At 69.6% G+C, this 23,726-nt stretch carries 29 protein-coding genes and 1 pseudogene; 14 read left to right on the forward strand and 16 right to left on the reverse strand.

Annotated features, from left to right (window positions below; genetic code table 11):
* Window positions 1–115 precede the first annotated feature (115 nt).
* Complete coding sequence (locus G3M57_RS04620; protein WP_163229051.1) at window positions 116–1,111, forward strand: alpha/beta fold hydrolase; 996 nt, start codon at window positions 116–118, stop codon at window positions 1,109–1,111.
* Between the two features lie 182 nt (window positions 1,112–1,293).
* Here the strand turns inward: G3M57_RS04620 and G3M57_RS04625 are convergent, their stop codons facing one another.
* The 5 genes from G3M57_RS04625 to G3M57_RS04645 form a co-directional block, all read right to left on the reverse strand.
* Window positions 1,294–2,736 (reverse strand): DEAD/DEAH box helicase, encoded by a 1,443-nt coding sequence (locus tag G3M57_RS04625; RefSeq protein ID WP_056753514.1) that lies wholly within the window; start codon window positions 2,734–2,736, stop codon window positions 1,294–1,296.
* Window positions 2,737–3,023: 287 nt separating this feature from the next.
* On the reverse strand, window positions 3,024–3,647 hold the full coding sequence (locus G3M57_RS04630; RefSeq protein WP_163229053.1) for a DUF4145 domain-containing protein: 624 nt from the start codon (window positions 3,645–3,647) through the stop codon (window positions 3,024–3,026).
* On the reverse strand, window positions 3,647–4,063 hold the full coding sequence (locus G3M57_RS04635; protein WP_208789655.1) for a RusA family crossover junction endodeoxyribonuclease: 417 nt from the start codon (window positions 4,061–4,063) through the stop codon (window positions 3,647–3,649). Before G3M57_RS04635 ends, G3M57_RS04630 begins: the two co-directional genes overlap by 1 nt.
* Window positions 4,064–4,105: 42 nt before the next feature.
* Window positions 4,106–4,735 (reverse strand): class GN sortase, encoded by a 630-nt coding sequence (locus G3M57_RS04640; RefSeq protein ID WP_208789656.1) that lies wholly within the window; start codon window positions 4,733–4,735, stop codon window positions 4,106–4,108.
* Window positions 4,732–6,891: a marine proteobacterial sortase target protein gene (locus G3M57_RS04645; RefSeq protein WP_163229055.1), complete on the reverse strand. Its 2,160-nt coding sequence runs from the start codon at window positions 6,889–6,891 to the stop codon at window positions 4,732–4,734. The genes G3M57_RS04640 and G3M57_RS04645 overlap by 4 nt, the downstream gene beginning before the upstream one ends.
* Before the next feature lie 183 nt (window positions 6,892–7,074).
* Between G3M57_RS04645 and G3M57_RS04650 the strand changes: the two genes are divergently transcribed.
* Window positions 7,075–7,839 (forward strand): helix-turn-helix domain-containing protein, encoded by a 765-nt coding sequence (locus G3M57_RS04650; RefSeq protein ID WP_082564502.1) that lies wholly within the window; start codon window positions 7,075–7,077, stop codon window positions 7,837–7,839.
* 61 nt (window positions 7,840–7,900) lie between these two features.
* Complete coding sequence (locus G3M57_RS04655; protein ID WP_056753503.1) at window positions 7,901–8,230, forward strand: hypothetical protein; 330 nt, start codon at window positions 7,901–7,903, stop codon at window positions 8,228–8,230.
* An 11-nt stretch (window positions 8,231–8,241) separates the two neighbouring features.
* Here the strand turns inward: G3M57_RS04655 and G3M57_RS04660 are convergent, their stop codons facing one another.
* Window positions 8,242–8,586, reverse strand: coding sequence for a PRC-barrel domain-containing protein (locus G3M57_RS04660; protein ID WP_163229057.1), 345 nt, complete (start codon window positions 8,584–8,586; stop codon window positions 8,242–8,244).
* A 182-nt stretch (window positions 8,587–8,768) separates the two neighbouring features.
* Here G3M57_RS04660 and G3M57_RS04665 point away from each other — a divergent pair, with 182 nt between their 5' ends.
* The 3 genes from G3M57_RS04665 (at window position 8,769) to mutT (ending at window position 12,340) form a co-directional block, all read left to right on the forward strand.
* On the forward strand, window positions 8,769–10,064 hold the full coding sequence (locus tag G3M57_RS04665; protein ID WP_163229059.1) for an MFS transporter: 1,296 nt from the start codon (window positions 8,769–8,771) through the stop codon (window positions 10,062–10,064).
* Between the two features lie 4 nt (window positions 10,065–10,068).
* Window positions 10,069–11,709 carry a glycoside hydrolase family 43 protein gene (locus tag G3M57_RS04670; RefSeq protein ID WP_163229061.1) on the forward strand — a complete coding sequence of 547 codons (1,641 nt, stop codon included), beginning with the start codon at window positions 10,069–10,071 and terminating at the stop codon, window positions 11,707–11,709.
* Window positions 11,710–11,935: 226 nt separating this feature from the next.
* Window positions 11,936–12,340, forward strand: coding sequence for an 8-oxo-dGTP diphosphatase MutT (mutT, locus tag G3M57_RS04675; protein WP_057186554.1), 405 nt, complete (start codon window positions 11,936–11,938; stop codon window positions 12,338–12,340).
* 7 nt (window positions 12,341–12,347) lie between these two features.
* On the opposite strand, the gene G3M57_RS04680 is transcribed toward mutT, so the two are convergent.
* Window positions 12,348–13,262, reverse strand: coding sequence for a methyltransferase domain-containing protein (locus tag G3M57_RS04680; RefSeq protein ID WP_163229063.1), 915 nt, complete (start codon window positions 13,260–13,262; stop codon window positions 12,348–12,350).
* Between G3M57_RS04680 and G3M57_RS04685 the strand changes: the two genes are divergently transcribed.
* From G3M57_RS04685 to G3M57_RS04700, 4 genes are read left to right on the forward strand one after another with little or no spacing between them, the layout of a single operon-like run.
* Window positions 13,261–14,052, forward strand: coding sequence for a ComF family protein (locus G3M57_RS04685; RefSeq protein ID WP_163229065.1), 792 nt, complete (start codon window positions 13,261–13,263; stop codon window positions 14,050–14,052). The two genes, G3M57_RS04680 and G3M57_RS04685, sit on opposite strands and share 2 nt — an antisense overlap.
* Before the next feature lie 31 nt (window positions 14,053–14,083).
* Complete coding sequence (gene grxC / locus G3M57_RS04690; RefSeq protein ID WP_056753479.1) at window positions 14,084–14,338, forward strand: glutaredoxin 3; 255 nt, start codon at window positions 14,084–14,086, stop codon at window positions 14,336–14,338.
* Window positions 14,335–15,186 (forward strand): carbon-nitrogen hydrolase family protein, encoded by an 852-nt coding sequence (locus G3M57_RS04695; RefSeq protein ID WP_056753478.1) that lies wholly within the window; start codon window positions 14,335–14,337, stop codon window positions 15,184–15,186. The genes grxC and G3M57_RS04695 overlap by 4 nt, the downstream gene beginning before the upstream one ends.
* A 15-nt stretch (window positions 15,187–15,201) precedes the next feature.
* Window positions 15,202–15,636, forward strand: coding sequence for a DUF1178 family protein (locus G3M57_RS04700; RefSeq protein WP_163229067.1), 435 nt, complete (start codon window positions 15,202–15,204; stop codon window positions 15,634–15,636).
* 77 nt (window positions 15,637–15,713) lie between these two features.
* Here G3M57_RS04700 and G3M57_RS04705 read toward each other — a convergent pair whose 3' ends face one another.
* The 8 genes from G3M57_RS04705 to G3M57_RS04740 form a co-directional block, all read right to left on the reverse strand.
* Window positions 15,714–16,028, reverse strand: coding sequence for a glycine zipper 2TM domain-containing protein (locus tag G3M57_RS04705; protein WP_035072319.1), 315 nt, complete (start codon window positions 16,026–16,028; stop codon window positions 15,714–15,716).
* Between the two features lie 137 nt (window positions 16,029–16,165).
* Complete coding sequence (locus tag G3M57_RS04710) at window positions 16,166–17,203, reverse strand: glycine zipper 2TM domain-containing protein (RefSeq protein ID WP_163229069.1); 1,038 nt, start codon at window positions 17,201–17,203, stop codon at window positions 16,166–16,168.
* A 111-nt stretch (window positions 17,204–17,314) separates the two neighbouring features.
* Complete coding sequence (locus G3M57_RS04715) at window positions 17,315–17,704, reverse strand: type II toxin-antitoxin system VapC family toxin (protein WP_163229072.1); 390 nt, start codon at window positions 17,702–17,704, stop codon at window positions 17,315–17,317.
* Window positions 17,704–17,973 (reverse strand): type II toxin-antitoxin system VapB family antitoxin, encoded by a 270-nt coding sequence (locus G3M57_RS04720; RefSeq protein ID WP_230983814.1) that lies wholly within the window; start codon window positions 17,971–17,973, stop codon window positions 17,704–17,706. Before G3M57_RS04720 ends, G3M57_RS04715 begins: the two co-directional genes overlap by 1 nt.
* 39 nt (window positions 17,974–18,012) lie before the next feature.
* Window positions 18,013–18,399: a hypothetical protein gene (locus tag G3M57_RS04725; protein ID WP_163229073.1), complete on the reverse strand. Its 387-nt coding sequence runs from the start codon at window positions 18,397–18,399 to the stop codon at window positions 18,013–18,015.
* A gap of 5 nt (window positions 18,400–18,404) precedes the next feature.
* Window positions 18,405–19,157: a bifunctional 2-polyprenyl-6-hydroxyphenol methylase/3-demethylubiquinol 3-O-methyltransferase UbiG gene (ubiG, locus tag G3M57_RS04730; RefSeq protein WP_163229075.1), complete on the reverse strand. Its 753-nt coding sequence runs from the start codon at window positions 19,155–19,157 to the stop codon at window positions 18,405–18,407.
* On the reverse strand, window positions 19,154–19,546 hold the full coding sequence (locus tag G3M57_RS04735; protein ID WP_056753467.1) for a type II toxin-antitoxin system VapC family toxin: 393 nt from the start codon (window positions 19,544–19,546) through the stop codon (window positions 19,154–19,156). Before G3M57_RS04735 ends, ubiG begins: the two co-directional genes overlap by 4 nt.
* Complete coding sequence (locus G3M57_RS04740) at window positions 19,536–20,066, reverse strand: hypothetical protein (protein WP_056753464.1); 531 nt, start codon at window positions 20,064–20,066, stop codon at window positions 19,536–19,538. Before G3M57_RS04740 ends, G3M57_RS04735 begins: the two co-directional genes overlap by 11 nt.
* Before the next feature lie 196 nt (window positions 20,067–20,262).
* Between G3M57_RS04740 and G3M57_RS04745 the strand changes: the two genes are divergently transcribed.
* A complete protein-coding gene (locus G3M57_RS04745; RefSeq protein WP_056753461.1) occupies window positions 20,263–21,510 on the forward strand; it encodes an aspartate kinase in 1,248 nt (415 codons plus the stop codon).
* Window positions 21,511–21,513: 3 nt separating this feature from the next.
* Here G3M57_RS04745 and G3M57_RS04750 read toward each other — a convergent pair.
* Window positions 21,514–21,643 (reverse strand): annotated as a pseudogene (locus tag G3M57_RS04750) (hypothetical protein); the annotation flags it as partial.
* 52 nt (window positions 21,644–21,695) lie between these two features.
* Here G3M57_RS04750 and G3M57_RS04755 point away from each other — a divergent pair.
* From G3M57_RS04755 to G3M57_RS04765, 3 genes are all read left to right on the forward strand, one after another.
* Window positions 21,696–22,157 (forward strand): hypothetical protein, encoded by a 462-nt coding sequence (locus tag G3M57_RS04755; RefSeq protein ID WP_057186608.1) that lies wholly within the window; start codon window positions 21,696–21,698, stop codon window positions 22,155–22,157.
* 22 nt (window positions 22,158–22,179) lie between these two features.
* Complete coding sequence (locus tag G3M57_RS04760; protein ID WP_163229077.1) at window positions 22,180–22,923, forward strand: AraC family transcriptional regulator; 744 nt, start codon at window positions 22,180–22,182, stop codon at window positions 22,921–22,923.
* A gap of 97 nt (window positions 22,924–23,020) precedes the next feature.
* Window positions 23,021–23,686, forward strand: coding sequence for a glutathione S-transferase family protein (locus G3M57_RS04765; RefSeq protein WP_208789657.1), 666 nt, complete (start codon window positions 23,021–23,023; stop codon window positions 23,684–23,686).
* The last annotated feature ends 40 nt before the right edge of the window (window positions 23,687–23,726 follow it).

The following is a 23,726-nucleotide window of genomic DNA, read 5'->3' on the forward strand; positions in this document are numbered from 1 at the left end:
ACCACGAAAAATGATATCGCGATAAAGATTTTGCTGGACAGGTCGCCGCGGGCGCCTTAGTCATATCGTTATCGCGATAACGAATATCGCCGCAACGATCCAGAGGGACACGAAGATGAGCCAATCGATCCAGCAAGCCTCGCGCCGCACCATGATGACCGCCAGCCTGGGCCTCGCCGCCGCCGCGGCCGCCGCCCCGTTCGCGGCGGCCGCCCAGGACCGCCCCGCCGCCGCCAAGGGCGCTTCCGCAGCCACGGGCGCCGCCAAGTCGACCGCCGGCAGCGGCTTTCTCACCGTCCAGGACGGCACGCAGATCTTCTACAAGGACTGGGGCCCCAAGACCGCCCAGCCGATCGTCTTCCACCACGGTTGGCCGCTCAGCAGCGACGACTGGGACGCACAGATGCTGTTCTTCGTGGGCCAGGGCTACCGGGTGATCGCCCATGATCGCCGCGGCCATGGCCGCTCCACCCAGACCGACACCGGCAACGAGATGGACACCTACGCCGCCGACGTCGTGGCCCTGGCCCGCCACCTGGACCTGAGGAACGCCATCCATGTCGGCCACTCCACTGGCGGCGGCGAGGCCATCCACTACGCCGCCCGGGCCGACGCCGGCCGGGTCGCCAAGGTGGTGCTGATGGGCGCGGTGCCGCCGATCATGCTGAAGACGGCGGCCAATCCCGGCGGCCTGCCCAAGGAAGTGTTCGACGGCTTCCGCGCCGCCCTGGCCGCCAACCGCGCCCAGTTCTTCCACGACGTCGCGGCCGGCCCGTTCTACGGCTACAACCGTCCCGGCGCGAAGGTCTCGCCGGCCACGGTCGAGAACTGGTGGCGCCAGGGCATGATGGGCGGCGCCAAGGCCCACTACGACTGCATCACCGCCTTCTCCGAGACCGACTTCACCGACGACCTCAAGGCCGTCGACCTGCCGGTGCTGGTGATGCACGGCGAGGACGACCAGCTGGTGCCGATCGCCGACAGCGCCCATCTGAGCATCAAGCTGCTGAAGAAGGGCGTGCTGAAGACCTATCCGGGCCTGCCGCACGGCATGGCCACGACGCACCCCGAACTGATCAACAAGGACCTGCTGGCTTTCTTCAAGGCGTAGGTTTCCAAGTCCGGCGCGTGGTCCTCGTCCTTCGACAAGCTCAGGATGAGGACCATGTGCAGGCGCGGTAGAAAACCTCATCCTGAGCCTTTCGAAGGACGAGGTTTTCGCTGCCCCTGAACGAGAAACGCCCGCCCCGGGAGACCGGAGCGGGCGTTTTGCTTGGGAGGCGTCAGCCGTCCTTAGTCGATCGGGTTCCAGCGTTCGGACGGGGCGGCCGCGCGCTTGGGGCCGCGGAAATCACCGCCGGCGGCGCGGGCCTGGCCCTGGGCTTGCGCCTGGCCTTGGCCATTACCCTGGCCGCCGCCGTTGCGACCGCGGTTCTGGCCGCCGGGCTTGCCCTGGCCTTGGCCGGCGCCGCCGCCCTTGGCCGGGCGATTGCGCTGGCGGCGCAGTTCGGACGGGACATTGTTGCGCGGGTCGGCGCGGCGCGGATCGACGTACTTCTCCGGCGGGGCCAGCTTGTCGGCGACGGCCGCGGCGGCCGCCAGGCCCTTGTCGTTGCGGCGGTCGAAGGTCGGGATCGTCTGGCGGGTGGCCTTCTGGATGTCCTTCAGCAGCGGACGCTCGTCATCGGCGCAGAAGCTGATGGCGATGCCGTCCTTGCCCTTGCGGGCGGTGCGGCCGATCCGGTGGACATAGGCCTCCGGCACGTTGGGCAGCTCGTAGTTGAACACGTGGCTGATGTCGTTGACGTCGATGCCGCGGGCGGCGATGTCGGTGGCGATCAGCGCCTTGACCTGGCCGGCCTTGAACGAGGCCAGGGCCCGTTCGCGCTGGCCCTGGGTCTTGTCGCCGTGAATGGCGGCGGACTCGATGCCGCTGGCGGTCAGGTACTTGGCCACCCGGTCGGCGCCGCGCTTGGTGCGGGTGAAGACGATGGCGCGCTCGACGCTGCGATCGGCCAGCAGCTCAGCCAGCAGGGGACGCTTGCGCTGGGCCTCGATGAAGATCAGCGACTGGTCGATGCGCTCGACCGTGGTGGCCTGCGGGGTGATCGACACCTGGGCCGGATTCTTCAGCAGCTCGCCGGCCAGCTTGCCGATCTCCGACGGCATGGTGGCCGAGAAGAACAGGTTCTGGCGTTCCTTGGGCAGTTGGCTGGCGATCTTGCGGATCGGCACCACGAAGCCCAGGTCCAGCATCTGGTCGGCCTCGTCGAGCACGAAGATCTCGACGCCGTTCAGGTGGGCGCTCTTTTCGCCCAGGTGGTCCATCAGGCGGCCCGGGGTGGCCACGACCACGTCGACGCCGGCCGCCAGGGCCTTCATCTGGGGGCCGTACTTCACGCCGCCGAAGATGGTGGCGACGGTCAGGCCCAGGTGGGCGCCATAGGCCTTGAAGTTGTCGGCGATCTGGGTGGCCAGCTCGCGGGTCGGGGAGAGGACCAGGCAGCGGAAGCCGCGGCGCGGGGCCGGGCGCTTGTCCTCGGCCAGGCGGTGCAGGATCGGCAGGGCGAAGGCGGCGGTCTTGCCGGTGCCGGTCTGGGCGATGCCCAGCAGGTCGCGGCCCGACAGCACGGTCGGGATGGCTTGCGCCTGGATCGGGGTGGGCGTGGTGTAGCCCTTGTCGGCCAGCGCCTTCAGAAGCGGTTTGGCGAGGCCGAGATCGGTGAATTGAGTCAAGTCAGAAGCTTTCGTGCAGCCACGAGACGGCGCATGCGATCCTCGCACGGCTCGCCTGGTGGCGGGTCGGTGGGGAGCGCCCCGCGTGACACGGGCGGTCTGATGAGAAGCTTTCAGGGCGCTCGACAGGCTGGACCGGAAAGGTCCTTCACGCGGCTGGAGCGGCCGATAACGCCGGATGGCGTAGGGCCTATGTCGTTTATTGCACGTGCGAAGTCAAGGGTAGGGGTTATTTGACGCACTGCGTCGGGAAAACCCGGCGGGTCTGGACGTTGGTCGCGTTGACTTCAGGCGACCAGTCGTTCGCCCAGGTCCACCAGCCGCCTTACATCCGCGGGGGCCGGGGTGAGATCCAACTGTCCATGAGCGACCGCGTTTCGCGTGCTGCTCAGCCTGAACAGCAGGGCGCTTTCCGTCTGGGGCAAATGCCCCGTCGAAATAAGCAGATCGATCAGAGATCCCGTGGAAAGGCTCCGCGCCGCCAGGGTTGGCTCCAGACGCCGCCCAATGGCTTCCAGGCTTGCCCAGGCCATCATGAGCGCCGAGCGGGGGGCGTCGTCGGACAGCCGGCGGGCTTCCCCCAGAGCCGTGCGGATATCGTGAGGCGTGATGGTCTCGAGCGGCGCGCCATCGGCGGTGGCGTAGACGACCTCAAGCCGCCAGTCTGCTTGGCCGGAAAACAGACTTTGCAGCTGTTTCAGCTTGGTTTCGGTTGAGCCGCCTCCGCGCTGCATCACCTCGATGACCAACTGAGGTTTCGCGCCGACGGCGATCGCATCGGGCTGAAAACCACGCAAGAAGCCCGGGAGCTGATCCGCAGAAGGTCGGCGGATCACCTGATAGCCTCGTTTTGTCCAACGAGATTCCAGATTATCGAGCGCCGCTTGCTCGTTCAGCATGGCGGAAACCATCAGGCCAGCTCCTCATGCAGGTCGTTGGTGACCCGAATATAGATGATGGGTTCGTCCGCCTCCAAGGCTGACACCAGGGTATCGGTCGGGCTTTGGAAAGCAAACACCCGGCCGGGTTCGAACTTCTGAACGACGACCCGCTCCACGATCTCGTCATCGCTATAGACGCATCTTACCATGGCATCGAGTATCGGCTTTACCCTGTTGTCGACATCGCCCTGCATGACCGCGCCGGGAAAGATGAAGATGGTGACGGCGAGCGGCTCTGTGAGAAGCCAGGAGCCTTCAGGCAAGGCCTTGCGCGCCGCTTCCCGGATGGCGTCCTTCCAGGCGGCTTTCGAAGCTCCGGAGCCCTGAAGGCTGATCGCCGTCCCTCGAACAGCGAATTCGAACGGCAGTTCCGGTTCCAGAGACAAGTTGCGTTCGTCCGGCTGTTTTCAGTCAATTCATAATTGCATTCACGATTGGGAATCAAGTTTGGAGACGCCTTCCATCGGCCGCGCCCAGACCAGGTAGCGCAGGGGGCCGTGGACCTTGGCGTCCAGCGGCCAGCAGGTGGCCAGGGCCAGGGCGCGGCCGGGCGCGTGGGGATCGAGGCCGGACGCGTCCCAGCGCACGACCTGGGCGCCGGCCACCGAGAAGCGGGCCCGGCGGCCGTCGATCCGCTGCACCGCGATCTCGTCTCCGGGGCCCAGCTGGCCGAGCAAGGCGAAATGGGTGTCGCGATGGGCGGCGTAGACCGCCACGCCCCGGTCGCCGGCGTCGGGGGTGCCCGCCACGTGGCCGGGACCGAAGGCCAGGGCCTGGCCGCTGGCGCCGTCCAGCACGATCACGCTGCGGTGCAGGCGGGGGAAGGTGATCCGGGCCACCGGCCAGGTGTCGGCCCAGGGCCAGGGCTTCACGGGCTGGCCCGTGGCGACGGACCGGGCGAAGGCCCGCTCCAGCAGCACCTGGGCCAGGGCGGCCTTGGCCGGGATCCACAGGCCCTGGCCGCAGAGCGCCAGCCCCACGGCCATGACCAGGGCCGCGGGGGCCAGGAACGGGAGCCGCCGTCGGGCGGCTCCCAGCAGGGCGGCGATCCGGCTCACGCCGCGTTCCTCCGGCCGGACAGGACCCAGCCGCCGGCCCCGAGCAGGCCGCCCAGCGCCAGCAGGCCCAGGCCCACCATGACCAGCAGCGGGCCGTCCGTGGCGGTCTGCGGCAGGTCCAGGCCAGCGACCTGCTGGTCGGCGTCCGCGTCGGCCTGGCCGTCCGCGCCGGGGTGGCGGGCCCCGCCGAACAGGACGTCGAAGTCCCAGCCGGCCGGCAGGTTCAGCGGCAGGTCGGCGCGGGTCAGCGGCGCGTCGGCCGGGCGGGAAGGGGTCTTGTCGACGGCCACCAGGCTGGTCTGGCTGGTCACCAGCTGGTGATCCAGGCCCAGCTTCAGCACCCGGGCGTCGGCGTCTTCCTCGCTGATCTGGGCCAGGCTGCGGGCCACCTCGGCGTCGGTGACCTTGCGGCGGGCCCACAGCTTGGAGATCCCCTTGCCCGCCTCGGCGTCCTTCAGCGGGATCCGGGTCTCCCAGGGCTTGCCGTCGATCATGCCGCTGATCCGCAGGACGCCCTTCATGGCGCCCACCCGGGCGGCCACGGTGATCGGCTCGCCGCGATAGAGGTCGGGCAGGACGGCCGGGGCCAGGTCGACCTCGGCGCCTTCGAACGTCACGGCCAGGTTGGTCGCCACGGGGCTTTCCAGCTTGTCGAACAGCTGGCGCATGGCGCCCTCGACACCGTCGGTCGAGCCGATGTGGGTGAAGGTCCCCCGGCCCAGTTCGGCGGCGCGGCTCATCAGATAGGTGTTGGGGGCCGAACCGATGCCGACCATGAACACCCGCGAGCGGCCGCGATTGGCGCTGATCGTGTCGAACAGGCCCTGCTCGTCGCCGATCGCGCCATCGGTCAGGAACACCACCTGGCGGACCCGGCCGGTCTCGCCGGCGTGGTCGTCCTTGAGGGCGGCGGCCATGGCCGGGATCATCTCGGTGCCGCCGTCGGCGTCGAGGCTGGCGACATAGTCCTGAGCCTTGGCCAGGTGGGCGGCGTCGGCCGAGACGGCGCTGGGGAACAGCACGGTGACGGTGTCGTCGAAGCGCACGACGTTGAAGCGGTCGCCCGGCTTCAGGTGGGCCAGGCCGTAGGCCAGGCTGGCCTTGGCCTGCTGCATGGACTCCCCGCCCATCGAGCCGGAATTGTCGATCACGAAGACGATGTCTCGCGGGGCCGGCGTCGTCGCGCGGGCGGCGATCGGCGGGGTCAGCTGGGCCAGGACGTAGTCGTCGCCGGCCACCTTCTCGTGGAACAGGCCCACGGCCGGGGCGGTCAGGGGGGCGGCGCGCCAGGTCAGGACGAAGTCGCGGTCGGCGGGGACCTGGCCGCTGGCCAGGGTGATCCGCTTGCCGCCACGCTCGTCGCGCACGTCCAGGGCGTGGGTGGCGCTGGACACGCCGGCCAGGGGGAAGCCGGCCCGCAGGTGGACGGTGATGGTCACCGGGTTGATCTTGCCGTGGACCCGCGGATCAACGACCGGCGCCGCGGCGTCGGGGGCGGCCGGCGCGCCGGGCGAGGTGTAGCGCGGCGCCACGACCAGGGGGACGCGCAGCGAATAGTCGCCGGCCGAGACCGCGACGGGCGCCTGGTATTCGATCTGCACCAGCACCGTCTCGCCAGGCGCGACATTGGCGACCGAGTTGGTGAACATGTTGGGCCGGCCCTGCTCGACCAGGGCGGCCTTCTTGCCCTGGGCCTTGGCCGCGTCATAGATCGCCTGGGCCTCGGCCTTCTTCTTGATCTCGCCGACGATGACCTTGTTGCCGACCACCATCTTCAGGGTGTCGACGCCCCCGTCGTCGGGCAGGGGATAGACATAGACCGCCTCGACCCAGTGGCCGGTGTCGTTGCGAAAGGCCTGGGTGACGCGGGTGCGCACGGTCAGGCCGCTGACGGTCATGTCGATGTCGGTTCCCAGCCGCACGGCCTCGACCACCTGGTCGCCGCCTTTGGCGCGCATCATCAGGGCGCCGGAGGTCACGTCGCCCGGCTCGGCGGCGAAACTCTCCCGGCAGAACACCAGGGCGGCCAGAACGGCCAGCACCAGCATCAATCCGGCCGCGCCGCGATGCAGGGCGAGGTTGGCCAGGGCGATGACGCGGGGCCCGAAGCGGTTCTGGGACGGACCACGGGACGCGCCGACGTCGGAAGCGGGCATGGGAAGATCTCCTCATCTCGAAAGCGAGAGATCTCTCTTGTCTTCACACGGGGCGCCGGCCGCGAGCCTCATGATCTGCATAGTTCGTGCGGAAGCCGTGCAGATCCTCCGGTCGAAGCCTTGCAGGGTCCGGCGCTGTGCCGCAGTGTGCGGAAATGTGCGGATTCGTCAGGACCTGACGCGATGACCCTGGCTCCGGCGGAAGCCGACCTCTCGACCGAACTGAGCCAGGCCATCGCCGCGCGGGTGCGCGAGGAGCTGGCGCGCCGGCGCCTGTCGCGCCAAGCCCTGGCCGACCTGGCCAAGATCAGCATCTCAACCTTGGAAAAGGCGCTGGCCGGCCGGCGGCCGTTCACCCTGGCCACGACGATCCGGCTGGAGGAGGCGCTGGGCGCCTCCCTGCGCGCGCCGGTCCGCGCCGCCGCCGCGCCGTCGCCGACGGGCCTGGCGCCCGAGGCCCTGGGCGCCTATTCGCGCACCGCCGTCGCCTGGCTGGAGGGCCAGTATGTCACCCTGCGACCCTCGTTCGAGGATCCCAAGGCGGTCTATGCCTACCGCACAGAGATCGCCTGGGACGAGGCCTCGTCCAGCCTGGCGTTCCGCGAGGCGGCGCGCGAGGACGCCGACTTCACCCAGAAGGGCGCGGTGTCGCTGTCCAACCAGTCGGGCCACACCTACCTGATCACCAACGAGCAGGGGCAGTTCCGGCTGGTGGTCCTGGGCCGGCCGGCGATCGGCGGCGAGATGTACGGCCTGCTGACCACCCTGCAGGCCGGCCAGGGCAGCCATCTGACTCCGGCGGCGGCCCCGATCGCCTTCGTGCCGCTGCGCCGCGTCGACGACCCGCGCTTCGGCCGCATCGCGCCGGGGACCAGCCACTACGACCTCTATCGCGCCACCCTGGCCCGGGTGACCGACAAGGGCTTCGCGCGGTTCTTCGCGGGCTGAGGCCGCGTCGGAAAATGCTCTAACGGTGGCCTGGACGCGCGCGGCGGGGTAACACCGGCCCATGGCACGAACCAAGTTAAGCCCTGAATTCGAGATCGAGGTCGGTGGAGAGCCCTATGTCTGGCGGCTTCATCGACTGCCCGGATGGTCCAGCGACGCCCCGGTGCGGCACGGCATGGCGATCGCCGTGCGGCACCAGGAAGGCCAGCGCGAAGCCGTGGTAGAGTTCCCGCCGGGCCCGCAGCCGCGGTTCGGCGCGCCGCAACTGAAGGCTTCGCAGGTCCCCGTGAAGCTGGTGGCCAAGGCCATCGAGTCCGCCATCGCCGCGGGCTGGGAGCCGATGTCGCGCGGCAAGACGGTCGCCATCGTCGTGGACGCGACCGGCGCCTGAGGCGGCGGCCCCTAGACCCCGCCCTCGAAGAACCGCTCCACCTGGCCGCCCCAGCCGTAGGTGGCGCTGTTGAGCTGGTCGCGGTCGTAGGCCGGGACCTCCTTGAAGCGGTCCTTGGTCAGGTCGGCCACATAGGCCTCGTCCTTGTCGTCCCAGGTCAGCAGGCGCCAGGGCAGAGGCCGGAACTTGCCGCCGGCGGCGAACAGCCCGGCCGGCTCGACGGCGACGTAGCGGACGATGCCGGCGTCGCGGTCGACGAACAGTTCGCGGATCACGCCCAGCTTGTGGCCGCCGGCGTCCTTGATCTTCAGCCCGACCAGGGCGGCGCTCTTCACCAGGCGATCATCGAGGCTCATGGGGGTCTTCCTTGGTTGGTCCGCAAGCAAACGCGGCCACGACGCGGATTGATCCCGGATTAGACCTTGGTCGGTCTTGCCAGGCTGCTCGCCTTGCGGCGGGGGGAAGGCCGATCTATGCCCGTTACCGCTACCGTTGCGGTGAGGCCGCCGCTACAGCAGGCGGAGCCGGGGAGAGACGCATGAACGGCAAGATCGGGGCCCTGCGCTGGTGGATGATCGGCCTGGTGATGCTGGGCGCCGTGCTCAACTACCTGACCCGCAGCACCCTGGGCGTCGCGGCCCCGACCGTGCTGGCCGACCTGCACATCGGCCCCAAGGAATATTCCTGGATCACCGGCGCCTTCCAGCTGGGGGTCATGCTGCAACCGCTGTGCGGCTATGTGCTGGACTCCATCGGCCTGAAGCTGGGTTTCGCCCTGTTCGCCACCGCCTGGTCGCTGATCACCATGGCCCACGGCCTGGCCGGAAACTGGCAGGCGCTGCTGGGCCTGCGCGGGGCCCTCGGCGTGGCCGAGGGTTGCGCGCAACCGGCCGGCATGAAGGCGGTGGCGACCTGGTTTCCCGCCCGGGAGCGCGGCCTGGCCGGGGGAGCCTTCAACATCGGCGCCTCGATGGGCTCGGTGCTGGCGCCGCCGCTGGTGGCCTGGTCGATCCTGGTCTGGAACTGGCGGGCGGCATTCCTGGTGGCCGGGGCGCTGGGCCTGGCCTGGGTGGCGCTGTGGCTGCTGGCCTACCAGTCGCCGGACAAGCACAAGGCGCTGTCCGACGCCGAGCGCGACCTGATCGCCGCGGGCCAGGAGGCCCACCTGGAGGACGCCGGAACCCCGCCCTCGCTGCTGAGCCTGCTGGCCCGCCGCAACTTCTGGGGCATAGCCCTGCCCAGGTTCCTGGCCGACCCCACCTGGGGCACGCTGTCGTTCTGGATCCCGCTGTACCTGACCACGGTCCGGCATTTCGACCTCAAGCAGATCGCCCTGTTCGCCTGGCTGCCGTTCGTGGCCGCCGACATCGGCTGCCTGTTCGGGCCGGCCGTGGTGCTGTTCCTGCAGAAGCGCGGGGTCAGCCTGGTCAACGCCCGGCGCGGAGCCTTCACCCTGGGGGCGGTGCTGATGACCGGCATGATGTTCGTCGGCCGGGTCGAGAGCCCCTATGCGGCCATCGCCCTGCTGTGCCTGGGCGGCTTCGCCCACCAGACCCTCTCGGTGACGGTGATCACCCTGTCGTCGGACCTGTTCCGCAAGAACCAGGTGGCGACCGTGGCCGGCATGGCCGGCTTCTTCGCCAATCTGGGGGTGCTGGTCTTCTCGCTGCTGATCGGCGGCCTGGTGGCCAGCGTCGGCTATGATCCGTTCTTCGTCGCCCTGGGCGTGCTGGACCTGGCCGGCGCCGTCCTGCTCTGGACCCTGGTCCGCGATCCCGCCATCACCTCTCCTGGGCCGCCGAACACCAGGCCCGTCACCGTTCCGGCCCCGTAGAACCATGCCGCAAGACACGATCTCGAACCCGATCCTGCGGGGCTTCAATCCCGACCCGTCGATCGTCCGCGTCGGCGAGGACTACTATGTCGCCACCTCCACCTTCGAGTGGTTCCCCGGCGTGCAGATCCATCATTCGCGCGACCTGGTGAACTGGCGGCTGCTGACCCGGCCCCTGACCCGGCCCAGCCAGCTGAACATGCTGGGGGCGCCCGATGGCTGCGGGCTGTGGGCGCCGTGCCTGACCCATGCCGACGGCCGGTTCTGGCTGATCTACACCGACGTCAAGCGCTATGGCCGCACCACGGTGGGCGGGGCGTCGGGCGCGTCCCTGCGCGACTTCCACAACTACCTGGTCACCGCCGACGCCATCGAGGGCCCATGGTCGGATCCGGTCTATCTCAACAGCAGCGGCTTCGACCCCTCGCTGTTCCATGACGACGACGGCCGCAAGTGGTTGCTGAACCAGCTGTGGGACCACCGGCCGGGCCGCAACCGCTTCGCCGGCATCGTGGCCCAGCAGTACGATCCTGCGGTCCAGGCGCTGGTCGGCGAGCGCAGGAACATCTTCCCCGGCACGGTGCTGGGCCTGACCGAGGCCCCGCACCTCTACAAGCGGAACGGCTGGTACCATCTGGTCACCGCCGAGGGCGGCACGGGGTTCGGCCACGCGGTGACCATGGCCCGTTCGCGGACGCTGGAGGGCCCCTACGAGCTTCACCCCGACGGTCCGGTGCTGACCGCCCGCGACCGGCCGCACGCGGCGCTGCAGCGGGCCGGCCACGCCGACCTGGTCGAGACCCCCGACGGAACGACCTGGATGGCCTATCTGTGCGGTCGGCCGCTGCCCAACCGCGGCCGCTGCGTGCTGGGCCGAGAAACGGCGATCCAGCCGATGGTCTGGGGCGAGGACGGCTGGCTGCGCACCCGCGACGGCTCCGGCGATCCGGAACTGGCCCCGCCGTCTCCAGGGCTGCCGCCCGCGCCGTGGCCCGCCGCGCCCGAATGGGAGGACTTCGACGGCCCCGCCCTGCCGATCGACTTCCAGTGGCTGCGCTCGCCGTTTCCGGACGAGCTGTTCAGCTTGGCGGCCCGCCCCGGCTGGCTGCGCCTGTACGGCCGCGAGACGATCGGCAGCCAATACCGCCAGGCCCTGGTCGCCCGCCGCCAGCAGGCGTTCTGCTACGGCGCCCGGACGGTGCTGGACTTCGCGCCCGAGCGCTTCCAGCAGGCGGCGGGGCTGGTCTGCTACTACGGGGCCAGCAAGTTCCACTACCTGTTCGTGTCGCGCGACGGCGAGCACGGCCGTCATCTGCAGGTGATGTCGGCCCTGCCCGACAGCCCCCAGGCCGACGCCTTCACCGCCCCGATCCCGCTGCCGGACGCGGGCCTGGTCCACCTGCGGGTCGAGGTCGACTTCGAGCGCCTGCGCTTCGCCTACAGCCTGGATGGAGACCGGTGGACCTGGCTGCCCCAGGTGTTCGACGCCTCGATCCTGTCGGACGAAGCCACCGCCCCGGGGGCGCCCAACTTCACCGGCGCCTTCGTCGGCATGGCCTGCCAGGACCTGTCGGGCGCGGCCCGGCCGGCCGACTTCGACGGGTTCGGCTATGTGGAGCGAGGGTATCAGGCGAGCCTGGAGTGAGGGGGCTTCGCCCACCGCCCCAAACACCGTCATCCCGGGCCTTGTGCCCGGGACCCCTCTGTCCGCCGCAGGTGCAGCGGGGGGCGGTTCGCCAGCGAACCGCTTGCGCCTCCCGGGGAAGCTGAACCAGGGGTCCCGGGCACACGGCCCGGGATGACGGCTGAAAAGAGTAGGGCGAGAACCAAAGCCGTTGCCAATCGGACCGCGACGTTCAACTAAGAGCCCCATGACCAAGCCCACCGTCCTCGTCGCCGCCGCCGCCCTGATCGATGTCGACGGCCGGGTGCTGATCTGCCAGCGGCCGAAGGGCAAGCAGTTGGCCGGGCTGTGGGAGTTTCCCGGCGGAAAGGTCGAGCCCGGCGAGACGCCTGAACAGTGCCTGATCCGCGAGTTGCATGAGGAACTGGACATCAGGGTCGCCCAGGCCTGCCTGGCGCCGTTCGTCTTCGCCTCGCACAGCTACGAGTCGTTCCACCTGCTCATGCCGCTGTACCTGCTGCGGCGCTGGGAGGGACGGGTGACCGCCAAGGAGCACGAGGCGCTGAAGTGGGTGAAGCCGGATCAGCTGGCGGACTATCCGATGCCGCCGGCCGACCTGCCGCTGATCGCCTGGCTGCGCGACCTGCTGTGAAGCGGCCCTAACTCCCCGCCTTGTCGCCCGCCGACTGCTCCACCGAGCCCAGCGCGTCGGCCAGCCGCATCTTGGCCGAGCCGGGGCGCAGGGGCTTCTGCTGGCGCTCGTGCGGGGCCCAGCCCGTCACCGTGATGATCTCGAACGTGGCCGGCACCCGGCCGTCGGGCTCGGCGAAGCGCTGCTGGTAGATCTCCATCGCCCGCAACAGCACCGCGCGGCCCAGCGGCTTGCGCGAGCGGTCGACCAGCACGCTGGTCTCGCCCATGGCCCGCAGGTCCTTGAGCAGGGCGATCGGGTGGGCGTAGCGCACCTTGACCCGGTCCTTGTCGGCCACCGGCAGGGCGAAGCCGGCCCGCTGCAGCAGGCCGGCGGCGTCCACCGTGTCGGCGAACGGCGAGACGCGCGGGAAGGCGCCGCCGGTGATTTCGTCCTCGGCCGCCAGCAGGGCCTGGCGCAGTTCGGTCAGGGTGGCCCCGCCGAACAGGGCGCCGACGAACAGGCCGTCGGGCTTCAGCGCCCGACGGATCTGGATCAGCGCCCCGACCAGGTCGTTGGTCCAGTGCAGGGCCAGGGTCGAGACCAGCAGGTCGATCGTGGCGTCGCCGAACGGCAGGCGCTCCTCGTCGGCGACGATCCGCGTCCCCGCCCGGTCCGCCAGCATCCGCGCCGACAGGTCGGTCTCGATCAGCAGGCCGACCTTGGCGCGGGCGTCGCTGTCGGCCAGGGCCCGCGAGAAAGCGCCGTTTCGGCTTCCCAGGTCGACGGCCACCGGAAACTCCCGCAGGATCGCCTCCAGGCGCAGCACGGCGTCCTCGGCGGCGCGGGCCTTCAGGAAACCGGCGGCGTCGAAGCCGGGGGCGGCGCGGTCGAGGCGGGCGCGCAGCAGGGCGCGGTCGAAGAGCAGGGGGGCGTTCGTCATGTCCGCGCAAGATGGGGCTTCCCGCGCGCCATGGAAAGCTCTGGGAAGGCCGCCGGCCCGCGTCACGGCGTTCGCGCAGGGGATGCTGGACCTGATCCTGCCGCCGCGCGCCTTCGACGGCGGGGCGGCCCTGACCTCGGGCCTGTCCGCCGACGCCTGGAGCCGCATCACCTTCCTGGACGGCCCGGTCTGCGACGGCTGCGGCGCGCCGTTCGCCTACGACGTCGGCGAGCTCCGCTGCGCCCTGTGCCAGGCCAAGCCCCGCGCCTTCGCCCGGGCGCGCGCCGCCTGCCTCTATGACGAGCACTCGCGCGACCTGATCCTCAAGCTCAAGCACGCCGACCGCACCGACCTGTCGGGCCTGTTCGCCCGCTGGCTGTCGCGCTGCGCCGCCGATCTGCTGGAGGACGCCGACGCGGTGCTCCCCGTGCCGATGCACCGCTCGCGGCTGCGCAAGCGCCGCTACAACCAGGCCGCCGAGATCGCCCGGCCGCTGTGCGCCCTGGCGGGGCGGAGCTACCTGCCCGACACCCTGGTCCGGAAGCGCGACACCGACAGCCAGGGCGGCAAGTCGGCCGATGGCCGCCGCCGCAACGTCGCCGCCGCCTTCGCCGTGCCCGAACCGCGCCGCCATCGGGTGATCGGCCGCAAGGTGCTGCTGATCGACGACGTGCTGACCACGGGCGCCACCGCCGAGGGCTGCGCCCGGGCCCTGCTGGCGGCCGGCGCGACCCAGGTGATGCTTGCCGTCGTCGCGCGCGTTACAGAAATGCAAGCCCGTCCTATATGAGGACGAGCACGATCTCTGTTACGGATTCCCCATGGCCAAGGTCACCATCTACACCCGCCCGTTCTGCGGCTACTGCGCCCGGGCCCTGAAGCTGCTCAACGACAAAGGCGCCGACTTCACGGAAATCGAAGCCGGCATGGACCCGGCGCTGCGCAAGGAGATGATGGACCGCTCGGGCCGCGCCACCTTCCCGCAGATCTTCGTCGGCGACCAGCATATCGGCGGCTGCGACGACATGATGGCCCTGGAGCGCGAGGGCAAGCTGGACCCGCTGCTGGCCGCATGACGACGCCCCAAGCGCCCCTGCGCGTCGGCCTGGTCCAGACCCGCACGCCGGCCACCCACGCCGCGGCGCTGGAGCATGTCGCCCCGCTGGTTCGTGAGGCGGCGGCGCAGGGCGCCCGGTTCATCCTGACGCCCGAAGGCGTCAACGTGCTGCAGAAGGACCGCGCCAAGCTCTTGCCGACCCTGGTGTCGCTGGACGACGACCCAGTGGTTCAGGGCCTGCGGGACCTGGCGCGCGAACTCGACGTCTGGATCGACGTCGGTTCGGCCCTGGTCAAGCGCGAGGACGGCAAGGCCGCCAATCGCCAGGCGGTGATCGATCCAAGCGGCGCGATCGTGGCGACCTACGACAAGCTGCACATGTTCGACGTCGATCTCCCCCCACGAGACGGCAAGAAGGGCGAGACGGCGCGGGAATCGGCGACCTATGAGCCGGGCGACCGCGCGGCCGTGGTCGAGACCCCGCTGGCGACCTTCGGCCTGACCATCTGCTACGACATGCGCTTTCCGGCCCTGCACCGCGCCCTGGCCCTGGGCGGGGCGCAGATCCTGACCGTCCCGGCCGCCTTCACCCGGCCCACCGGCGAGGCGCACTGGGACATCCTGCTGCGCGCCCGGGCCATCGAGACCGGTTCGTTCGTGATCGCCGCCGCCCAGGGCGGCTTCCACGAGGACGGCCGCGGCACCTGGGGCCGGTCGATCGCCATTGGCCCGTGGGGCGAGGTGATCGGAAAACTTGACCACGACGCGCCGGGCGTGTTGATCGCCGATCTCGACCTCGCGGCCGTCGACAAGGCGCGCGCGGCGATCCCGGCCCTGAAGAACGCCCGTGCCTTCACGGGTCCCTGACCCTATCTAAGCATCATGATCAAGTACGCGCTCAGCTGCGATCACGACCACGCCTTCGAAGGCTGGTTCGGCTCGTCGTCCGATTATGACGACCAGGCCGCGCGGGGGCTGCTGGAATGCCCGCTGTGCGCCTCCAAGGTGGTGCGCAAGCAGATCATGGCCCCCGCCGTGGCCGGGACCAAGGCCCAGAAGGCCGCCCCCGAACCCAGCGCCCAGATGCGCGAGATGATGATGACCGCCATGGGCGAGGTCCGCCGCCAAGTCGAGGAGAACTTCGACTATGTCGGCGATCGCTTCGCCAAGGAGGCGCGCGACATCCACGACGGCAAGTCCGAGGACCGCGGCATCTATGGCGAGGCCTCGCCCAAGGAGGTCAAGGCGCTGATCGAGGATGGCGTCAGGGTCGCGCCGTTGCCGCCGCCCGCGCCGAAGAAGACCGAGGTCAACTAGCCTCGCCTCTCGGGCGCGGGTCGCGAAAAAGGGGACGGTTTCCCGTCCCCTTCATCTGGCCAGCCTGGAGCGGCCGCCTAGTAGCGGCGGTACTCGTAGTGGCAGTTCTTCTTCTTGGAGTTCTTCTTGGCGATCTGGTTGCCGGCGACCGCGCCCAGCGCGCCGCCGAGCAGGGCGCCTTCGGTCTTGTTGCCGTGGCCGGCGACGACCGCGCCGAGCGTGCCGCCGCCGACGGCGCCGATGACGGTGCCCTTGTTGCGGGCGCTCTTGGTGCTCTTGCACACCCAGACCTTGTGGGTGCGCGTCTGGGCTTCGGCGGCGGTGACGGCCACCGTGGAGGCCGTGAAGCCAAGCGCGACGACGACGGCGAGAGTTTTCAGATGGGCGCGCATGGCGACCTCCCTGGTTTGTTGGCGATCCTTGAACGCTAAGAACGCTCAAGCTTCAAATGAGTTCGATGATTGTCGGGATTCCGACCTGAACGGGGGATGAAGCGACGCCGACCGCGCCGTTCATCCCCGTTCCTTCGCTAGCCCTGGATGCGATAGCGGCCCGAGCCGTCCGGGCAGACGCGGACATAGCGGGTTTCGACGCGACCGTTGTAGTCGGTTTCGGCCGGCGCCAGGCGGCAACGCCTGGAATAGTTGCTGTAGTCGTCGCGGGAACTGGCGCGATAGCGGCTGCTTTCGCGATAGGCGACGGTGTCGTCGCGAGTCCAGTACTGGCCGTTGGCGTCGCAGCGGCTCTTGGCCGAGGCGTTGCCGATGCTGGCCCCGACCCCCGCCCCGACCAGGGCGCCCAGCACCGTGCCTTCCGGCTTGGCGTTGCGGGCGGCCAGGTTCGAGCCGGCCACGGCCCCGACCAGGGCCCCGATCACGCCGCCGGCCGTGGCGTTCCTCTTGGCGTCGACCCGGCACGGCGCGTTGTACGAGACGTCGTCGCCGTAGCGGCCGGCATAGGGCGCGCCGTAGCGGTTGGCGTAGTCGGGATAGCGGCGGTCATAGGCGCCGGAGCCGTAGCGGCGGTCGTAGTCGGATCGCGACCGCTCGTACTCGGCCCGGTCGCGATCGTACTGGGCCCGCTGGCTCAGATAGTCGCTGCTGTCGGCGCCGTAGACCTGGCCGCTGGTGCTGAAGCGGCGGGCCTGGTCGGGATAGCGGCGGTCATAGGCGCCGTAGCCGTTGCGGCGGTCGTAGTCGCGGCGGGTGTCCTCGTAGATCTGGCGATCGTGGTCGAAGGCCGTCTGCTCGCCGTAATAGTCCGAGCTGCCGGCGTAGCGGGTGTCGTCGAAGCGCGTGGCGTACTGCGGGTAGCGCCGGTCGTAGGCGCCGGCCCCGTAGCGGCGGTCATAGTCGGCCTTGTCGCTCAGGTACTTGGCCCGGTCGCGATCGTAGTCGCGCTGCTGCTGCTGGTAATCGGCGCTCTGGGCGTCATAGACGGCGCGCTGGTCGCCGTAGCTTTCGAGACGCTGCTGGTAGGCCGCCTCGGCCGACTGGGCGAAAGCCGGCGCAGCCGTGCTCAGGGCGAGGGCCGAGGCCATCAGCCACACGGGGGTTCTCGATGTCATGGTCGTTGTCTCCGTTCCGACGAACGGATCGACGTCCGGCCCCCGAACGGGCCGCCAATCCTTGGTAGGTGTCCCTTGCCAATAGAAGGCGCGGCGGCGGTACAGGTTCCGTCAGGCGGCGGGCAGGGCGCTGGCGATGTCGGTGCGGATGAAGTCCTCGCCCTTGTAGAGCAGGGCGTCGTCGCCGCGGGTCCTCGCCAGGGCGTAGGCGAAGCAATCGCCCATGTTCAGGATTCCTCGCCCGAAGCGGAGGCGGGCTGCGATCGCGATCCGCGTCTGCTCGGCGTCGATGGGCGCGATCTCGACGCCCAGTTCGGCCATCAGGCGTTCGGCGTCCGGGCGCCCTGTCTCGTCGCGAAGGTGGGCGGTCCGAACGCAGGTCTCCCAGCAGTTGGCCGGAGAGATTACGCCGCCGCCGGCCTTGAGAATGGCGTCGAGGAAGCGGTCCCATTCGGGTTCACGCAACAGGATGGTCACCAGCGCCGAGGCGTCGATCACCATCACTTCGGGAAGCCCTCCTCGTCATAGAGATCGGCGTCGGTGAGCACCGCGCCCGTGCGGGGCCGAGCCCAGATCTCTTGCAGGAGGTCCATGGCCTTGGCTTGGCGCGCTCCGAGGTCGTCGGCTTTCAGCGCCCGTTCCCGTTCAAGCGTTTCCCGCACCGCCGCCTCGACGGTCTCGGTCAGGCCCGCGCCGCGGAGGCGGGCCAGCTCGCGGATGTTCTCCACGACCTCGGCGTTGCGGATCTGGATGGGTCCGGGCTTTGTCATGATGCGGTAGATCGTATCATGATAACGACCCCTCGTCATTCAGTCGGACATCCACTCGACGTCGAAGCGCCGGCCATTCCATACGGCGACCGCATCGGACGATTCCTGGTAGCCGAATGACAGGTCGCCTTTCCGAAGCGTGATCCAGTCGCGTGAACATCGCCCGGTCTCGCGTCCGTAGTAGCCTTTGCCACAAGCGGTTTGGAAACGGCCCGCCCGCGTCGTGTCGACAAAAGCGCTGCTTGGCCGGTCCTTGCCATAATCCCAGATCGTGACTGGATGACCGGGGTCGGCGCCGCGCGTCACGCGCAGGACATACTGTCCGCGGTGGGCGACGATCTGCGCCTCGTCGGGCCGACCGTCGTGATCGAAATCTCCGCTCAGAGGCGCGAAGGCCGTCGCCGCGGCCATCATCAGAGCGATCATCCAGCTCAGTCCTTCGTCACCGTCATCATGTAGTTGATGTCGACGTCAGCCGAGCGGCTCCAGCGGCCGGTCAGCGGGTTGTAGGCCACGCCGAACGGGCCGTGCATGGCCACCGGCTCGCCGGCCAGGAAGGCGCGCAGCTCGTCGGGCTTGAGGAACTGCTTCCAGTCGTGGGTGCCCGGCGGCACCCAGCGCAGCACGTATTCGGCCCCGATCTTGGCCAGGGCCAGGGCCTTGAGCGTGCGATTCAGAGTGGCGACGATCATCAGGCCGCCGGGCGCGAGGAGCTTGGAGCAGGTGCGCAGGAACTCGCCCGGATCGGCGACGTGCTCGATCACCTCCATGGTCAGCACCACGTCGAACGGTCCCGCGCCCTCGGCCAGCAGCTGTTCGGCGGTGGCCGGGCGGTAGCCGATCTCAAGCCCCTGTTCGTCGGCGTGGGCGGCGGCGGTCTTGATGTTGTTCTCCGAGGCGTCGACCGCCGTGACCGTGAAGCCCAGCCGCGCCATCGGCTCGCTCAGCAGGCCGCCGCCGCAGCCGATGTCCAGCAGCTTCAGCCCCTCGAACGGGGCGCGGGCGTTGCCGTCACGGTCGAACCGCGCCAGGGCCTGCTCCCGGATGAAGCCCAGCCGGCAGGGGTTGAACACGTGCAGCGGCGCGAACTTGCCGCGCGGGTCCCACCATTCGGCCGCGATGGCCGAGAACCGCGCCACGTCGGCGGGGTCGATGCTCCAGGAGGGGGGGGCGGTCTGAGTCATGGTTCGCGTATCAGCACGACTTCGACCGGAAGGTCCAGATCGCGCCAAGCGCGATCGGCGGTCATCACCGGCAGTCTCTCGCGCATGGCCAGGGCCAGGCAGGCGCGGTCGCCGAGAGACAGCCCCTTGTGGCGGGTGGCTTCGCGCAACAAGCCGGCCTTCATCGCCAGGTCGCGATCGAGATCAACGACCTTGGATAGAAGCCGCCCCATCCGCCTTTCGATGTCGTACAGGGGAATCTCTTCATCGATCATGCTCGACACGATCTCAGCCAGATTCACGGCGCAAATCCGGCTGTTGGGTAGAGCCGCCGCGACCCGGTCGTGGCCGGACTCTCCGTAAATCAGCGCCAGAATGGCCGAGGCGTCCATGACAAACTCAGTCGTCATGGGGCCTCCAAGCCCGACGGTCCCGGGATTCGCGCTCTTCCATCTCTACGTCTCGCCGGCGTTCGGCGAGCAGTTTGTCGACCATCGAAACGCCCGGGCGCACGTCGGGCCGCGCCCACTCCTGAAGCTGCCGGATCGCTTCATGGGTGCTGATCAGGGTGAAGCTGTCTTCTCCCAGGTCGGCGATGATCGCACCATTGGGACCTACGCCGAGCGCCGCCAGCACCTCCGGCGGCAAGGTCACAGTCCCGTTCTTCACCTCCAGCCGGTAGGTCTTGGGCCGGTCGTGGACGAACGCTCCGGCGTCCCCTTCGGCCAAGCCTTCGGGTTCGGGTTGCGCCGCCGTCTTCGTCTTTCCCGGCTCCTCCAGCACGTTGCGCACATGCTGGTAGCGCTTGCCGAGGATGCGCGCGATCTCGGCGCGGGGATAGCCGGCGGCCGCCAGGGCGCGGATCTTGCCGGCGACGGTGGTCTCGCCTTCGATGAGGCGGGCGACCTGCGGTGAAAGGGGCGCGCTCATTGTGGCGACCTTCATGGACAGGTAGTCAGTTAGATAGGTTGCCTGCGCGACGTCAATGGCCGCCCGCGACGAAAAAGACGGCGCCGCGACATTGCCGTTGCGCCTCAGCGCCGCTAGAAGACCGCGGCTTGCGCGGCGGAGGCGGTTCGTCCGTCCCCGGCGCAAGAATTGACCTTAGGTTTTGACGGGGTAGGGCGTGTCACGTCTGGTGATGAAGTTCGGCGGCACCTCGGTGGCCGACCTGGAGCGCATCCGCCGGGTGGCGCGCCTGGTCGCGGCCGAGGTGGCGACCGGCAAACAGGTGGCGGTGGTGGTTTCGGCCATGTCCGGCAAGACCAACGAGCTGGTGGCCTGGACCGACGGCTCGGGCCGCGCGGCCCAGGGCCTGCCGGAGTCGGACGACGAATACGACGCCGTCGTCGCCTCGGGCGAGCAGGTCACGGCCGGCCTGCTGGCCATGACCCTGCGCAACATGGGCCTGAACGCCCGCTCGTTCCTGGGCTGGCAGGTGCCGATCCTGACCGACGACGCCCACGGCCGGGCCCGCATCGAGGACATCCCGCCGGCCAATCTGGAGGCCTGTTTCGCGGCCGGCCAGATCGCCGTGATCGCCGGCTTCCAGGGCGTGACCACCGACCAACGCATCACCACCCTGGGCCGGGGCGGCTCGGACACCAGCGCCGTGGCCATCGCCGCGGCGGTGAAGGGCGACTGCGACATCTATACCGACGTCGACGGCGTCTACACGACCGATCCCCGGATCGAGAGCAAGGCCCGCAAGCTGGCCAAGATCTCGTACGAGGAAATGCTGGAAATGGCCTCGCTGGGGGCCAAGGTGCTGCAGACCCGCTCGGTCGAGATGGCCATGGCCCATCGCGTCCCGGTGCGGGTGCTGTCGAGTTTCGTCGAGCCGGGCGAAGCCCCGGGCCAAGGTACGATCGTCTGCGACGAGGAAGAAATCATGGAAAAGCGCATCGTCTCGGGCGTCGCCTATAGCCGCGACGAGGCCAAGATCACCCTGCTGGGCCTGCCCGATCACCCGGGCGTGTCGTCGCAGATCTTCGGCCGGCTGGCCGAGGCCAACGTCAATGTCGACATGATCGTGCAGTCGCGCGCCCGCAGCGCCGACACCGCCAACATGGAGTTCACGGTCGGCAAGCGCGACGCGGTCCGCGCCGTCGAGATCGTCCGCAAGGCCCAGGCCGAGATCGGCTTCGAGGACGTGGCCGTCAACGAGGACGTGGCCAAGGTGTCGGTGATCGGCGTGGGCATGCGCAGCCACGCCGGCGTCGCCCAGTCGATGTTCCAGGCCCTGGCCGAGAAGAACATCAACATCCAGGTCATCTCGACCTCGGAGATCAAGATCTCGGTCCTGATCGACGCGGCCTATACCGAATTGGCCGTGCGGGCCCTGCACGCGGCCTACGGGCTGGACCAGCTGTAGGATCAGCCGCCCTGCGTCCTTCGAGGCCAGCTGCGCGGGCGCCTCAGGATGAGGGCTTCGTTGCTGATGCCCTCATCCTGTGGCGCCCGCGCAGCCGAGCCTCGAAGGACGCAAGGCGCTTCGCCGTTAGCAAAACGTCGCCTTCTGACGTTATGACGTCGAAACGTCATCCTCCAGGAGCCTCCATGTCGGTCTTCCACTTCGATCCCGAGAAGCGCTCGGTCACCTTCGAGGGCGAGGCCGGGCTGGAGTTGCTGTACGACCTGCTGCTGCGCGCCAAGTTCGGCGACGGCTACGAGAAGCCGCTGCTGGTCAGCCCGTGGCTGGCCTCGCTGCTGCGCAAGCTGGACAAGGCCCTGCCCGACGACGGCCAGTGGTTCCCCGAACAGCCCGGCCGGCCGATCTTCGACGAGGACGACCTGCTGGCCATGGGCGACGCGGTGATCGAGGAGGGCCACACCGTCGGCTGGTGGACGATGACCGAGCCCGAAAAGCGCGCCTATCTGCGCGAGGTGATCGCCGCCCCGCACCCCCTGACCGACGCCGAGGTCGAGTTCATCGAGCGCGACATCGACGCGGCGGTCGAGCAGGCCAAGCAGTTAGTCGAGGCGATCAGCGAGCCCCTGGCCTTGCCGGGGCACGGCTGACGACAAGGAGGGGGCGGCGGCGATGGATCACGGACTGAACGGCCGTCCCGTCCGGCTTTCCCTTCGCCGCTACGGCGCCGACGGCGACGCCCACGCCCATGACGACTTCGACCAGATCGTCCTGCCGCGCCGGGGCGTGCTGGAGATGGAGATCGACGGCCGCGGCGGCCGGGTCCAGGCCGGCCAGGCGGCCCTGGTGCGTTGCGGAACCCGCCACGCCTTCGCCGCCGACGGCGACAACCTGTTCGTCGTGGCCAATATCGGCGCGGACCTGATCGCCCCGTTCGAGACCCTGCGCGACCGCGCCTTCCTGCCGGTCAACGCCCCGGTGCGCGGCCTGCTGGACTTCGTCTGCGGCGACGCGGCGCGGCAGGTGGAGGACGAGGTGGCGGCGCTGTGGGCGCCGTTGCTGCTGCGGGCCCTGGCCGCTGGAGGCCCTGAGCCGGATCCGCGCCTGGCCCGCGCCGCCGCCCTGATCGAGCGCGATTTCGCCCGGCCGCTTGGCGTCGGCGAGATGGCGGCCGAGGCGGGCATGAGCCAGAGCCGGTTCTTCGCCGGCTTCGCGGCGGCGTTCGGCCGCTCGCCGCACGCCCAGCTGGCGGACACCCGCCTGCGCGCGGCCCAGCGCCTGCTGTCCCAAACTCGCCTGTCGATCGCCGAGATCGCCGTGCGCACCGGCCATGCCGACCAGAGCGCCCTGACCCGGGCGATGAAGGCGCGGCTGGGCGTGACCCCGGCGAGATGGCGGCGGGGCGCGCGCGGCTGATCTTTTTTTGGGAATTTTCGGACCCGATGTCGAAATCGCGCTCCCTGGCGCGACTTCTCCTCGAAGGCCCCGCGGGGGCCTCGTGACGAGGAGCTGGATGATGATCACGATCAGTGCTTTCCGCTGGGTGCCGCCTTTCGCCCAAGGCATCGTGCGCGACCTGCGGGTGCGTTGGGCCCTGGAGGAGGCCGGCATCCCGTACCGGACCCATCTTCTGGAGCAGGGCGAGCAGGGGACCGCCGCCTATCGCCAGATGCAGCCGTTCGGCCAGGTGCCCTATCTGCAGGACGGCGACTTCGTGATGTTCGAGAGCGGCGCCATCGTGCTGCACATCGCCGACCGCTCGCCGGTTCTGGCGCCGTCCGACCCGCAGGCGCGGCTGCGGATGCACACCTGGCTGATCGCGGCGCTCAACTCGGTCGAGCCGGCCATTCAGAACCTGACCGCCATCGACCTGTTCCACGCCGACGAGGCCTGGGCCAAGGCGCGCCGGCCGGCGGCCGAGGCCTTCGCGATCTCGCGGCTGGAAAGCCTGGCCGCCTGGCTGGATGGCCGCGACTACCTGTCGGACGACCGGTTCACCGCCGCCGACCTGATGATGACCACGGTGCTGCGCTTCCCGCGCCAGACCGACCTGGTGACCTCCAACCCGGTGCTGGACGCCTATGTCCGCCGCTGCGAGGCGCGGCCGGCCTTCCAGCGGGCCCTGGCGGCGCAGATGGCCACCTACCAGGAAGCCGAGGCCGTCCAGGCGGTGGCCTGACCCGGCGGCGGTTGAAGGTCGCCATCCCGGACGGCGCGCG

It is taken from the genome of Caulobacter rhizosphaerae, assembly GCF_010977555.1.
Taxonomy (GTDB): domain Bacteria; phylum Pseudomonadota; class Alphaproteobacteria; order Caulobacterales; family Caulobacteraceae; genus Caulobacter; species Caulobacter rhizosphaerae.